This is a genomic window from Micromonospora sp. NPDC003776, assembly GCF_053605645.1.
This window is the reverse complement of sequence record NZ_JBSGJR010000153.1, coordinates 1-12,431: the sequence shown is the minus strand read 5'-3', so window position 1 is coordinate 12,431 and position 12,431 is coordinate 1. Positions and strand designations below refer to the sequence as shown.

General features: G+C 74.3%; 16 protein-coding genes. 7 read left to right on the top strand and 9 right to left on the bottom strand.

Annotated features, from left to right (window positions below; translation table 11 throughout):
* Together ACWEVO_RS15185 and ACWEVO_RS15180 are read left to right on the top strand one after the other, a co-directional pair.
* A partial coding sequence (locus ACWEVO_RS15185; RefSeq protein WP_452308135.1) for an MMPL family transporter occupies positions 1-756 on the top strand: 756 nt, incomplete at its 5' end.
* Positions 757-918: 162 nt separating this feature from the next.
* Positions 919-1,377 (top strand): hypothetical protein, encoded by a 459-nt coding sequence (locus tag ACWEVO_RS15180; protein WP_452308134.1) that lies wholly within the window; start codon positions 919-921, stop codon positions 1,375-1,377.
* Here the strand turns inward: ACWEVO_RS15180 and ACWEVO_RS15175 are convergent.
* The 3 genes from ACWEVO_RS15175 to ACWEVO_RS15165 all read right to left on the bottom strand — a co-directional run bounded on the left by ACWEVO_RS15175 (position 1,364) and on the right by ACWEVO_RS15165 (position 4,235).
* On the bottom strand, positions 1,364-1,921 hold the full coding sequence (locus tag ACWEVO_RS15175) for a GNAT family N-acetyltransferase (RefSeq protein WP_452308133.1): 558 nt from the start codon (positions 1,919-1,921) through the stop codon (positions 1,364-1,366). The genes ACWEVO_RS15180 and ACWEVO_RS15175 overlap by 14 nt on opposite strands.
* Positions 1,922-2,150: 229 nt before the next feature.
* Entirely contained in the window at positions 2,151-3,179 is a 1,029-nt protein-coding gene (locus ACWEVO_RS15170) for a DUF4331 family protein (protein ID WP_452308132.1), read from the bottom strand.
* Positions 3,180-3,275: 96 nt separating this feature from the next.
* Entirely contained in the window at positions 3,276-4,235 is a 960-nt protein-coding gene (locus tag ACWEVO_RS15165; RefSeq protein WP_452308131.1) for a helix-turn-helix transcriptional regulator, read from the bottom strand.
* A 130-nt stretch (positions 4,236-4,365) separates the two neighbouring features.
* On the opposite strand from ACWEVO_RS15165, the gene ACWEVO_RS15160 reads away from it, so the two are divergent.
* Entirely contained in the window at positions 4,366-4,803 is a 438-nt protein-coding gene (locus ACWEVO_RS15160; RefSeq protein WP_452308130.1) for a VOC family protein, read from the top strand.
* Between the two features lie 53 nt (positions 4,804-4,856).
* Positions 4,857-5,498, top strand: a complete 642-nt coding sequence (locus ACWEVO_RS15155; RefSeq protein WP_452308129.1) for a class I SAM-dependent methyltransferase — start codon at positions 4,857-4,859, stop codon at positions 5,496-5,498.
* A gap of 79 nt (positions 5,499-5,577) precedes the next feature.
* Here the strand turns inward: ACWEVO_RS15155 and ACWEVO_RS15150 are convergent, their stop codons facing one another.
* A complete protein-coding gene (locus ACWEVO_RS15150; protein WP_452308128.1) occupies positions 5,578-6,387 on the bottom strand; it encodes a GNAT family N-acetyltransferase in 810 nt (269 codons plus the stop codon).
* A gap of 51 nt (positions 6,388-6,438) precedes the next feature.
* Positions 6,439-6,978: a GNAT family N-acetyltransferase gene (locus ACWEVO_RS15145; RefSeq protein WP_452308127.1), complete on the bottom strand. Its 540-nt coding sequence runs from the start codon at positions 6,976-6,978 to the stop codon at positions 6,439-6,441.
* A 56-nt stretch (positions 6,979-7,034) separates the two neighbouring features.
* Here ACWEVO_RS15145 and ACWEVO_RS15140 point away from each other — a divergent pair, with 56 nt between their 5' ends.
* Positions 7,035-7,616 (top strand): TetR/AcrR family transcriptional regulator, encoded by a 582-nt coding sequence (locus tag ACWEVO_RS15140; protein WP_452308126.1) that lies wholly within the window; start codon positions 7,035-7,037, stop codon positions 7,614-7,616.
* A gap of 54 nt (positions 7,617-7,670) precedes the next feature.
* On the top strand, positions 7,671-8,093 hold the full coding sequence (locus ACWEVO_RS15135; RefSeq protein ID WP_452308125.1) for an NUDIX hydrolase: 423 nt from the start codon (positions 7,671-7,673) through the stop codon (positions 8,091-8,093).
* Between the two features lie 75 nt (positions 8,094-8,168).
* Here the strand turns inward: ACWEVO_RS15135 and ACWEVO_RS15130 are convergent, their stop codons facing one another.
* The 3 genes from ACWEVO_RS15130 to ACWEVO_RS15120 form a co-directional block, all read right to left on the bottom strand.
* A complete protein-coding gene (locus tag ACWEVO_RS15130) occupies positions 8,169-8,723 on the bottom strand; it encodes a hypothetical protein (RefSeq protein ID WP_452308124.1) in 555 nt (184 codons plus the stop codon).
* Positions 8,724-8,803: 80 nt separating this feature from the next.
* On the bottom strand, positions 8,804-10,096 hold the full coding sequence (locus ACWEVO_RS15125; RefSeq protein ID WP_452308123.1) for an MFS transporter: 1,293 nt from the start codon (positions 10,094-10,096) through the stop codon (positions 8,804-8,806).
* Positions 10,097-10,339: 243 nt separating this feature from the next.
* Entirely contained in the window at positions 10,340-11,350 is a 1,011-nt protein-coding gene (locus ACWEVO_RS15120; RefSeq protein ID WP_452308122.1) for a DUF3800 domain-containing protein, read from the bottom strand.
* 118 nt (positions 11,351-11,468) lie between these two features.
* On the opposite strand from ACWEVO_RS15120, the gene ACWEVO_RS15115 reads away from it, so the two are divergent.
* The gene (locus tag ACWEVO_RS15115; RefSeq protein WP_452308121.1) at positions 11,469-11,984 is read left to right on the top strand and encodes an HIT family protein; all 516 of its coding nucleotides are present in this window, start codon (positions 11,469-11,471) and stop codon (positions 11,982-11,984) included.
* Positions 11,985-11,999: 15 nt separating this feature from the next.
* Here ACWEVO_RS15115 and ACWEVO_RS15110 read toward each other — a convergent pair whose 3' ends face one another.
* Positions 12,000-12,320, bottom strand: a complete 321-nt coding sequence (locus tag ACWEVO_RS15110) for a putative signal transducing protein (RefSeq protein WP_452308120.1) — start codon at positions 12,318-12,320, stop codon at positions 12,000-12,002.
* Positions 12,321-12,431 lie beyond the last annotated feature (111 nt).

Genomic DNA, 12,431 nt, shown 5'->3' with positions numbered 1-12,431 from the left:
CGACCCACCACGGGTACGCAGGACGCCGCCACCGTCGACCTGGTGCACCGGCTGCGCCGGGCCACCGCCGGACAGCCGGTCGCGGTGGGTGGGGCGGCCGCCGCCAGCATCGACTTCGCGGAGCTGACCGCCGACCGGCTGCCCACGGTGATCGTGGTGGTGGTCGGGCTGTCCCTGCTGCTGCTGGTGGTGATCTTCCGGTCCCCGCTGCTGGCGGTGAAGGCCGGCCTGCTGAACCTGCTCTCCATCGGCGCCGCGTACGGCGTGCTGGTCGCCGTCGTGCAGTGGGGCTGGGCCGGGCGCGCCCTGAACTTCCCCACCACCATGCCGGTGACCGCCTGGGTGCCGTTGATCATGTTCCCGATCCTGTTCGGACTCTCCATGGACTACGAGGTCTTCCTGGTCTCCCGCATCCGCGAGGCGTACGACGTCACCGGCGACACCCGCCGGGCGGTGCGGGACGGGCTGGCCGGCAGCGCCCGGGTGGTCAGCGCCGCGGCGGCCATCATGATCGCGGTGTTCCTGTCCGTGATGCTCGGCGCCGACCTCGGCGTCAAGCAGCTCGGGCTGGGCCTGGCCGTGGCGGTCCTGGTGGACGCGACCGTGGTGCGGCTGGTGCTGCTACCGGCGTCGATGGAGCTGCTCGGTCGCTACAACTGGTGGCTGCCGGGCTGGCTGGACCGGCTGCTTCCCACGGTCCGGCTCGAGGGTTCGGACCCGCCGGGACCGGGGCGGGCGCAGGCCCTGGCTGGCTGAGGGCGGTCCAGGGCGGGCCACCGGCGCGGGACCCCGGCACGGGGCGGGGTCCCGCACCGGCCGGACGTGGCTCCCCCGCCGGCGGCAGCGTCTCCCCGACGTGGGGGATCCCGGTGGCAGCTGCCTCGTCGGATGCTGGGCCCGGCTGAGGAGGACGCTCGCATGACCACCGATTCCTGGGACGCACTGCCGTTCGTCGACGAGCACCGGGTCCTCGTCCCGGCTCCCGCGCCCGCCGTGTGGCAGGCCCTCACCGGGCTGGTGCCGGGTGCCGGCACCGGCAGCGGTGCGGTGGCCCGGCTGCTCGGCACCGAGCCGCGGCGCGCCACCGGCACCCTCTTCGAGCCGGGCGCCACCCTGCCGGGCTTCGCGGTCACCGAGGCGGTGCCCGGGCGGCGGCTCCGGCTGACCGGCCGGCACCGGTTCTCCCGCTACTCGCTGGTCTTCACCCTGACGCCGGAGCGCGGCGGCACGCTGCTCAGCGCCCGCACGGACGCCGCGTTTCCCGGGCTGCCCGGCCGGCTCTACCGCCTGCTGGTGATCGGCTCCGGCGGCCACCGCGTGCTGGTCGGGCGCATGCTCCGCGCCGTCGGCCGCCGCGCGGCGGTCACGCCGGGCTAGGCCCGGGTGCGTCGATGCCGAAGACGGCCACCGTCCGCACCCCGCCGTCCCCGGCCGGCTCGCTGCGGGAGCCGATCCGCCGGAAGCCGGCCTTCTCGGCGACCCGGATCGAGGCGAGGTTCGCCTCGTCCGACTCCAGGAGCACCTGCGGTACCCGCAGCTCGGTCCGCGCCCAGCCGACCAGGAGCCGGACCGCGCGCGGCGCGACGCCCCGGCCACGCTGCGCCGGGAACACGCCGTAGGCGACGGTGGCCACCGCGTCGTCGCGGAACTGGAGGTTGATCATCCCCACCGGCTCGTCGGTCGCCGCGTCGGCGATCACCAGCGGGGCGGCCCGTCCGCTGCGCCACGCCTCGTCGGCCCGGGCCAGGCTGGTGCGGCGGGCCTCGGCATCCATCGGCTCGTCGTCCAGCCAGCGGCGGGCCTCCGGATCGTGGCTGGCCGCGGCGATCGCGTCGAGGTCGGACGCCCGTCGCAGCCGCAGGCTGATCGCGCCGTCGGTGAGTGGCGCGGCGGGCGGCGGGATCGGACCGGAGCGGGTCATGGCCGGCATCGTACGGCCCGGCCCGCCGCGGCGTCCGTCCCGCGCGTCCCGGCCGGCGGTCGCGCCGGCGGCAGCCGCCCGGCTACCGCGGCGCTCCGGGAACCGCCGCGCCGAGGACCGCCGGCACCACGGCGGCCACCAGGAGCGCGGCGGGCGCGGGGGCCGGTCGGGCGCGACGCGTAGCGCCACCGCACGGTCGGCCGGGGTGTGGCCGGCCCTCGGTGCCCGCTCACCGCTCGGCGGGCACCACATACGGGAAGGAGTCGGTGCGGGCGTCCTTGCTGGTGTCCGGGGTGAGCCCGGAGGTGATGCCGGTGTTGAGCACCAGGGAGAACATCACCTCCGGCGCGTTGTCGGCCATGGTGCGTCCGTTGCGGAGCGCGAAGCCGTAGTTGGCGGGCGTGCCCACCTGGTACGACAGCACGTCCGGGTAGAGCTGGCGGGCCGCATCCCAGCCGTAGGCCTGCGGATCGGGCGCGGTGCCGTTGGCCGCGACGACCCGGGCCACGGCCGAGGCGATCTCCTGTCCGTCGGCGCGCAGGTCCTCGCAGGGGTGCCGGGTGTTGGCGGGGTTGGCGAAGTCGGTGTCGGTGGGCCAGAAGATCGGCCACATCATCGGGTGGCCGGCGCGGTTGATCTGCCGCCATCCGCCGGCGTCGGTGGCCAGCTTGGTGGCGGCCCAGACGCCGATTCGGGTGCCGACCCGCAGCATCGACTCGTCGCGGGAGATCTCCATGACGATCGAGTCGACGGTGGTGCCGGCGAAGCTGTTCTTCGCGTTCGCCGGTTGCCAGGCGCCGCGGTCGAGCCTGGCTGCGTTCTTGAAGGCGGCGTTGACGGTGGCGAGTTGGTCCAGGTCGATGTAGAAGGGGTCGGTGATCCGCCCGGCCCAGACCCGCAGGTGCTCACCGGTCACCTCCTCCCGGGTCCGGCCCTGGGCGAGCAGGGTTCCGGTCGCGCCGTCGTCCCGCGCCTCGGTGCCGGTGAGTGCGTGCACGGTGAGGTCCTGCCGGCCCTGCCCGTCCAGCTCACCGAAGGCCACCCGGTAGGTCAGCTCCTCCATCTCCGAGCCGTCGATGTGGACCTTGAACTCGTAGCGCGCCTCATGGTGGAAGCCGGGCTTGATGTCCGCCCTGGTCACCGAGCTGTTCACGTCCATCACGAGGACGGTGCCCTGCTCGCCGTCGAAGACGTACAGGTCGTCGAGGAAGAGCTGGCCGCTCTGCGCGGCGAGCGGGGTGTCGAGATGGTGCGACATCGGCGGGCTCCTGGGATCGCTGACCGGACTGACAGGCCGAGCCTAATTCGCACAAAAGCCACATACGCCCCGATCCGTGCGGAGGTGCAGCCGCGGTCAGCCGACGCCGGCCATCGCCCCGAGGCGACGGGCGAGCCGGGCGACGGCCTCCCGCAGCTCCGGCGGCTCCAGCACCTCGGCCTCGAAGCCCAGCCGGGCCACCTGCACGGCGAGCCAGTCCACATCGTCCCCGCCAACGACGAGCACGCACCACCCGTCGTGGCCCTCCTCGACGCGCGCCACCTGGGGCGGCACCAGCTCCCGCAACCGGTCCGGCCGGGCGTGCACCCGCACCCGGGCGAGATACCGGTACGGCGCCCCGGTCACCGACCGCTGCACGTACGCGACCGGGTCCGGGTGCTCCCGTGGCCGGAAGCGCCAGGTCGTCGCCGCCATTTCGCTCATCCGGTCCAGCCGGAAGGTGCGCCAGTCGTCGCGGTCGACGTCCCAGGCCATCAGGTACCAGCGGCGGCCGGTCGTGACCATCCGCACCGGCTCGACCGTGCGCTCGCCCTGCCCGCCGTCGCGGCCGGGATACCGGAAGCGCACCCGCACGGTGTCGCGACAGGCCCGCGCGAGCGTCAGCAGCACCTCGGGGTCCACCTCGACGCCGGGACCGACGAGGGTCTCGGTCGCGGCGTACACCGCGCGCACCTCGGCGCGCAGCCGGGACGGCATCACCTGGTCGAGCTTCGCGAGCGCCCGCAGCGCCGCCTCGCCCGCCCCGGCGACCGTGCCGCCCGACGCCAGCCGCAGCGACACCGCCGTGGCGATCGCCTCCTCGTCGGCGAACAGCAGCGGCGGCAGTCGGGTGCCCGCGCCGAGCCGGTAGCCGCCGCCGACGCCCGCCGTCGCGTGCACGGGATAACCGAGGGCCCGCAGCCGCTCCACGTCGCGGCGCACCGAACGGTCGGTGACCCCCAGCTCCGCGGCGAGCTCGGCGGCCGTCCAGGACGGCCGCCGCTGCAACAGCGCCAGCAGCCGCAGGACCCGCTCGGTCGTCGCCTCCACGGTCACCCGCCAATCGTTGCACGCATCGCGGAACGATCCTGTCCGCTATCCGGGGGAGACTCGGAGCCATGACCGACCCGACCTGGAGCGCCCTGCTCCCCCTGCCCGCTCATCAGCGACCGGAGGCGAGCTGACCATGGCCCGCGACGTACAGATCACCTTCGACTGCGCCGACCCCGCGGGGCTGTCGGCGTTCTGGGCCCAGGCCCTCGGCTACCGGCTGCAGGACCCACCCGCCGGCTTCGAGACGTGGGAGCAGGCGCTGGAGGCGATGGGCGTCCCGCCCGAGCGCCGCAACGACGCCTCCGCGCTGATCGACCCCGAGGGCGCCGGGCCCCGGCTGTTCTTCCAGCGCGTGCCCGAGGGCAAGCAGGCCAAGAACCGCGTGCACCTCGACGTGCGGGCCGCTCCCGGGCTCGTCGGCGACGCGCGGATGGCGGCCCTGGAGGCGGAGGCCGAGCGGCTCGTCGGCCACGGCGCCACCCGCCTCCAGCGCCATGAGCCCGCTCCCCCGCTCGGCGCCGGTCACATCGTCATGGCCGATCCCGAGGGCAACGAGTTCTGCCTCGACTGATCGGCCGCCGGCGTAGGTAGGATCACCTTCTACCCGCGTTGAGGGGGTGTGCCGTGGCCGCATCCGACGCCGAGGCCGTCCGCGACGAGTACGACGTGCTCTACCGCGACACCGCCGACTCGGGCGGGCCGCCCTGGGCGATCGGCGGCCCGCAACCGGCGCTCGCGGCGCTCCTCGACGACGGGATGCGGGGCCCGAAGGTACTCGATGTCGGCTGCGGCACCGGCGATCTCGCGCTGGCGCTCGCCCGCCGCGGCTACGCGGTGACCGCGGTCGACATCTCCCCCGTGGCGATCGGCATGGCCCGCGCCAAGGCCGCCGCCGAGGGCCTCACCGTCCACTTCGAGGCCCAGGACGCCACCGCCCTGTCGCTGCCGTCGGCGCCGTTCGACTCGGTGTTCGACTCCGGCCTCCTGCACAGCCTGCACCGGCGCGGCGACGGCGGCGGGGTGGAGGACTATCTCCGCCTCCTGCCGGGCCTCGCCGCGCCGGACGCGACCGTCTTCGTCCTGGCCGTGTCCTTCGAGGCCGGGCAGGGCTGGGGCGTGTCCGAGGAGTTCCTACGGGCGGCCTTCGCCGAGCCGCAGTGGACCGGCACGCGGATCGAGGAGATCGACGTGGCCGCGGAGACGGACGGCCAGCACCTGCTGTTGGCCGGCTTCCTGCTCCGCACGGTCCGCGCCGCCGACGGCTGACCCGGCCGCTGGGCCGCATGGGCGCCGCCGGCGAGCCCGCCCGCGGTCACCGTCCGGCCCCGGGCGTCCGCCGGACCGCTCACGCCGTGCCGCCGGGCGGCATCGCGACCGGCGGGTCGGCGGCCGCCGGCAACAGCACCGACAGCACCCGGGCGTACGGGCGGAACCCTGCGGCGTCGTAGATCCGGCGGGCCGGATTGCCGTCGGCCACCGACAGGCCGACCGCCGGCAGCCCGGCCTCGCGGGCGCCCCGCAGCGCGTGGGTGAGCAGCGCCCGACCGAAGCCGCGGCCCTGGGCGCGCGGCGCCACCGCCAGGTTCAGCACCCAGGCGCAGACGTCCGCCGTCCACGGCACCGGCCCGGCGCACAGCACATGACCGGCGCTGCGCCCGGCCGGATCAATCAGGCGGGCCGAGGCGGGCAGCAGCGGCGGCACCGGCTCCCCGGTGTCGAACATGCCGCGTACCTCGGCGGTGTCGCCGGCCGTCCACGGCCCGTCCGGGTGGCCCGGCCCGTACGCCGCCGCCAGCCCCTCGGCCAGCTCGTCGTCCCAGCCGGGGCCGCCCAGCGACCAACCGGACGGCAGCGCCGCCGGCGCCGGCACCTCGGCCAGGTCGTGGCGCAGGTCGGTCGCGGCGCGGTGCCGGGTGAGGCCGGCGGCCACCAGCGCGTCCACCACCCCGTCGTCGGACGTCTCCAGCCGGAACCCGGCGAGATCACGGCGCGCCTGCTCGGCGACGTGAACCCGAGCCGCCCCGGGCAACGGCCGCAGCTCGGCCGCCACCGGCGTCCCGTCGTCGTCGCGCAGGCGCATCCGGGCCAGCGCCGTACCGTCGTCGGTGACCAGCAGCGAGTCGGCGGCGTCCTCGGGATGGGGGCGTACGGGCATCCGCGCGAGGCTAGCGGTTCGGATGCTCGGGCGCCACGGAGAATGCGGGCCTCACGCCCTGGCCCCCACGCTGCGGACCCCGGCCGCCGGCGCCTCCCCCAGGTCGAGGGTCCAGTGCTGACCGATCAGGTCGTGGCCGAAGCTGTGGTGCGGCTCCTCGTCGGTGAGGACGAACCCGAAGGCCTGGTAGATCCGCCGGGCCGACACCAGCACGTCGTTGGTCCACAGGGTGACCTGCCGGTAGCCGGCGTCGCGCGCGAAGGCGAGGCAGGTCTCCACCAGCCGGGAGCCCACGCCCAGCCCGCGCGCGGCCGGGGCGACCAGCAGGATCCGCAGCTTCGCCACCCCGGGTACGTCGCCGGCCACGCAGAAGACGCACCCCGCGCGCTCGCCGTCGAACTCGGCGATCCAGGCCGCCTCGGTAGCCGGGTCGTGATCGGCGGCGTAGTCGGCCACGATCCTGGCCACCAGCGCCTCGAAGTCGGTGTCCCAGCCGAACTGCCGGTCGTAGACCTCGCCGTGAGCCATCACCACCCAGCCCAGGTCGCCGGGGCGGTCGGCCCGGCGCACCACGACCTCCTGCTGCCTCATGATCTGCCCCCTCCACACTACTGACACAACTGTTTCAGTAGCGGTACGCTACCGCCATGCCCCCGGATCGGACCACCCCCTCGGCACGCCAGGTGGAGCTGCTGGAGGCCGCCTACCGGTACGTGCTCGAACACGGCCTCGCCGACCTGTCCCTGCGCCCGCTGGCCACCGCGATCGGCTCCAGCCCCCGCGTGCTGATGTTCCTGTTCGGCAACAAGGACGGCCTGGTACGCGCACTGCTGGCCCGCGCCCGCACCGACGAGCTGGCCATCCTGGACCACCTCCGCGACGCCGGCCGGGAGCCCATCGGCCTGACCACGGCCGCCGGGCAGATCTGGGCCTGGCTGGCCGCCGACGAGCACCGCGCGCTGTTGCGGCTCTGGGTCGAGGCGTACGGGCGGTCCCTCGTCGAGCCCGACGGCGCGTGGGCCGGATTCGCCCGGGCGACCGTGCAGGACTGGCTCGCCGTCCTGGCCGCCTGCCAGCCTCGGCCCGAGCGCGACAGCGACGAGGGCACAAGCCGCCGCACCCTGACGCTGGCGGTGCTCCGCGGCGCGCTCCTCGACCTCCTCGCCACCGGCGACCAGCACCGGATCACCGCCGCGGTGCGGCACCAGCTGGCCCTGCTCGGGCCCTGACCGCCGGCGCGCACCGGCCCTCCCGCACCCACCCCGGCATGGCACGATCCGGCGATGGCCACCTATGAAATCGCGCTCGTGCTGCTCGTCGACGCCTCGGGGGCGCTGCTCCTGCAACACCGGGACGGGAACACCCCCGTCTCGCCCAACCAGTGGAGCCTGCCGGGCGGCCACCTCGAGGCGGGTGAAACACCCGAGCAGGCCGCCCGCCGGGAACTGCGCGAGGAGACCGGCCTGACCGTCGATGAGCTGCACCCGCTGTGGACCGGCCCCCGCCCGTACGAGCAGGGCTTCCCGCACACCGTCACGGTGCACGTCTTCCGCGGCACCACCACGGCCCGGCAGGAGGACGTGGTGCTCGGCGAGGGACGCGCGATGGTCTTCGTCCCCCGGGACGAGGTCCTCGACCGCGACCTGGCGATCACCACGGCGCACGTCCTGTCCCACCACGTCGGGGGTGCGGCGGCGCAACTCTGACCCCGGAACACCCGCTCGCATCCGCTTTGCCCAGGAGATCGCCGAAGTCTTCCTCCAGATCGCGGTGTACGCGGGTCAGTCGCGGGTGAGCCCGGGCGGGAGGGCGTCCTCGTCCGGCCCGACCGGACGGGCATTGACCAGCGAATTGCCGTGCAGGGCGGCGATCAGGGCGGCCCCGCCACCGAGGTCGGTCCAGGCGTCGTCCCACAGCGCCGAGACCAGCCACGAACGATCCGCCGGAAAGAACAGATCGGGCAGTGACCCGTCGCCGCGCATATGGCCGGTCCGCCAGGTCAGCGCCTGCTCCGGTCCGGCCTCGACCAGCACGTACGGCCAGTCCCAGTAGAGCGACAGCTTCGGCGCGCCGGGGAAGACGATGTCGTGGGCGCCGGTGTCGAGATAGCCCAGCCACCACGGCTGGGCGGGGGTGTGCGCGACGAGCTCACCGACCAGGGCACGTTCGTGCGCCTCGAAACCGACACCGTCCGGCGGGTAGCAGGTGGCGTACGCGTCGAACACCGGCGGGATCGCCGCGGTGATCGAGAGGCCGGACGTGGTCCGACCGGCCAGCCAGGCCACGTCGCCGGCCGTGCCGATCCGCCAGGGCCGCCCGTCCTTCGTGACGTCCATGACGTCATCCAATCCGATACGGCAACCGCCCGGGCCGCTGACCGGTCGATGTTCGCGGAAGCGACTCCGCCGACGCGGCGTTACCGCGACACCTGCTCGGACCGCGGCGCGCCGTCGTACCGCCACAGCTGCGGCACCGCCTGGATGATGCCCGCCACGGCGAGAACGGTCAGCACCCCGCCCGCTGAGATCGCCCAGCGTGGCCCCCAGGCCGCCCCGGTCACGCCGTGCAGGAGGTTGCCGATCTGCGGGCCGCCCAGCGTGACGACGACCATCGATCCCTCGATCCGGCCGCGCAGTGCGTCGTCGGTGCTCGCCTGGCTGATGGCCCGACGGAACGTGCTGAGCACGAAGTTCACGCCCCCGCCGGCCAGCAGCGCGGCGGCGGCCAGCCACAGCTGAGGGGCCAGCCCCAGCAGCACGACCGCCACACCCCAGCCGGCGGCGGCGGACGCCATCAGGGCGCCGTGCCGCCGGGCGCGGGTGAACACGCCGGACACCAGACCGACCGCGAACACGCCCGCCGGGTAGCTGGCGTAGAGGACACCGAGCTGGAAACCGCCCCCGGCGGCGCCGCCGAACTCCCGCTCGGCCAACTCCGGGTAGAGCGCCCACGGCGCCCCGAGCACCATGGCGGCCAGGTCGACCCCGATCAGCGCCACCAGCAGCCGGCGGGTGAAGAGGTAGCGGAAGCCGTCCAGCAACTGCCCGACCACCGGCCGCCGCAGCGGCGCATTCGCGCCGACCGGCGACGGCGCCGTTCGGGTGGCCGCCACCGGCGCCGGCGACGACCCGGGTGCCAGCGGCGGCAGCCGGAAAACCGACCACATGACGACCAGCAGCGCCAGCGTGTCCAACAGGTACAACGCGCCCAGCCCCAGCACGGGAATCAGCACCCCGGCAAGCAACGGACCCACGATCGACCCGACGTACCGCACCAACGAGCTCAATCCGTTCGCGGCGGCCAGCAGGTCGGCCGGCACCAGACGGGGCACCACCGCACCCATCGTCGCCATGACCGCGCCATAGCTGAGGCCCTGACAGGCGACCAGCGCCATCAGCACCGGCACCGACCGCAGACCCAGGGCCGCCTGCGCCCACAGCCCCGCGTACGTCAACGCCAGGCCGCCGTCGGCGACCAGCAGCAGCCGACGGCGGTCGACGGCATCGGCGAGCACGCCACCCCACAACGCCGACACCACCAGCGCGACGAGCGACACCGCCGCCGAGGCACCGACCGTCGCGGACGAGCCGGTCATCGAGAACAACTGGGCGGGTACGGCGACCGCGCTGAACGAACCGCCCACCGCGGCGATCAGCGACGCTACCCACAGCCGCCGGTACGCGGCGATCGCCAGTGGACGCCGATCCACCAGACAGGCAGCCGGTCCACATCCCCCAGCGCCCCCTTCGGCACCGCCGCTTCCGCGGCCAGCGCTGCCACTTCCGGCTGCCGTCGTCGGCGCTGCCACACCCGCCACCCCCGGTCGGTTGATGCCGGCTGTGGCCGGCACCGAGGATGCTGAGCCCTGCCCCAGGGGAAAGGTCCAGCCCCCACCTGCGGGATACCGCCCTCGCCCACGGCGAGCTCCGGCTGCTCCGTCCCGCCGTGGCCGTCAGCTCGCCAGGGCGTCCCCGACCGGGTCCCGCAGCGACGTCGGGGAGAGCAACGGCTGGAGTGGCCCGTCATCGACGATCCCCGGCAACCGCCGGGCCACCCCGGCGAGCAGATCGGCGACCTGGACGCGCGGGTCGTCCCGGGAGTCGGCCATCACCAGCCCGGCCAGCGGTGATCCCCCGGCCGGTGACAGTCCGACGCGGTCGGCCAACACCCGCTGGAGGCGGCGCAACCGGTCGGCCGTCAGGGCGCTCTGCTCGTCGTGGGTCACCAGCACCCGCCGCCCGCCGCCGCTCCAGAACAGGACGGTCTCCGCCAGCGCCGGCAGCATCGGCTCCAGCGGTGGCGGGATCGACCGGTCGTCGTCGCTCAGCCTGGCCAGGACGGCGCTCACCCGGCTGGGGCTGAGCCGGTCGAGAACAGCCTCGGCCGGCGCGCCCAGCCCGTGTCGTACCAGCGCGTCCCGTGCCTCGAAGAACCGTTCCACGGTCGGCTGATCCGGCCGGTGTCGCCGCTTGAGCCGGAGCAGCTCGACGAAGGCCGAGAGGAAGACTCCCCAGGCGGGGCCGGCCGAGCGCCCGGCCCGGTACACGGCGAGGGCGGCCGGACGGTGTTCCTGCGTCAGGCGCGTCCCGGCCGCGTACGACGGCTCGGCCAGCAGCAGGTCGACGATGCGGGTGACGAGGAAGAACTGCTTGTCGACCAGCTGCACGTGCGCCCGGCCGCGCAGCGCCGCCAGGAACCAGTCCAGCACCTCGCCCGCTTCCGGCCGGCGCAGGAACTGCCGGGACTTGAACTCGTTCGGCGAGAACCGGAAACCGGAACGCAGCGTGGCGATCAGCTCGGCCGCCTCGTCACCGCGCAGGTCGACACTCGCGTGGGTGATCACCGGCGTGGCGGGGTCGAGCAGGTTGGTGCCGGAGAACCCCGATTCGTCACAGGCGATCTCCACGACCGCGCCGGCCAAGGCGTCCGCCGGCGGCAGCCCGCCCTGAAGCGGCAGCCTCATACCCGGTCCCCTGCCATGTCGACCATGGTGGCCGACCCGTCCCGATCGGACCACCCGGTTTGGCATTCCGGGCTTGCCCAGGTGCCGCGTCGCACCCGAGCCGACCTAGTCTCCTCGCATGGAGGACCAGCCCGCGAAGGCCCCGTTCGACTTCGCGCAGTACGCGCGCCGGGTGCACGAAGGGCCGTGCTTCGTCTGCGCGTTCGTCGCCGGCGACCCTGACTACCGCCACCATCTCGTCTACGAGGACGACCACACCATCGCCTTCCTCGCCCGTTACCCGACCCTGCTGGGCTACTGCCTCGTCGCGCCGAAGCGCCACCTGGAGAGCTGGGTGCACGACATGGAGCGGCCCCGGTTCCTCCGCTTCCAGGGCATCGTCCACGCGGTCGCGCGGGCCATCGCGGCGACGGTGCCGACCGAGCGGATGTACTCGATGAGCCTGGGCAGCCGGCAGGGCAACGCCCACCTGCACTGGCACCTCGCACCGCTGCCCCCGGGAGTCCCCTACGACCGGCAGCAGTTCCACGCGGTGATGGCCGAGAACGGCGTCCTGAGGGTCGACGACGAGGGCCAGGCGGCCCTCGCCCGGGCCATCCGCAGCCGGGTGGATCTGCGGCCGACTTCCGAGTAGGTGGACCCGGCGCGATCAGAGGTCCTGCTGCGGGTCGTTCAGGTCGCGTTCGATGCGGTCGGTTGCGGTACTCCGCTGCCCTGCCGCGGCAGGATCGACGCCGGTCGGTCCGGCAGGGTCATCGACGGCCGCCAGGAGCTGGCGGGCCGAGGCTTCGTCGGACGGGTGGACCAGGACGCGCACACCCTTCATCTGCAGGTGCGGGCGCATCCCTCCGGCATCGTCCGCCACCACAACCGCCCTCAGGCCGTGACTCTGCAGCATGCCGACGATCAGTTCCGCCTCGATGCGGCTGCCGACGACCGTCAACACCGTCGCGCCGTCCACGATCTCCACCCCCCACCGGGTCCTGGCGTGAGTAGCCCTGTGTCAAGCCTTCACTGGTTGATCTTGGTTGAGGAGTCGTTGGAGTGCTCGGTGCTGGGTGGGGTCGTAGGCGGTGCCGGT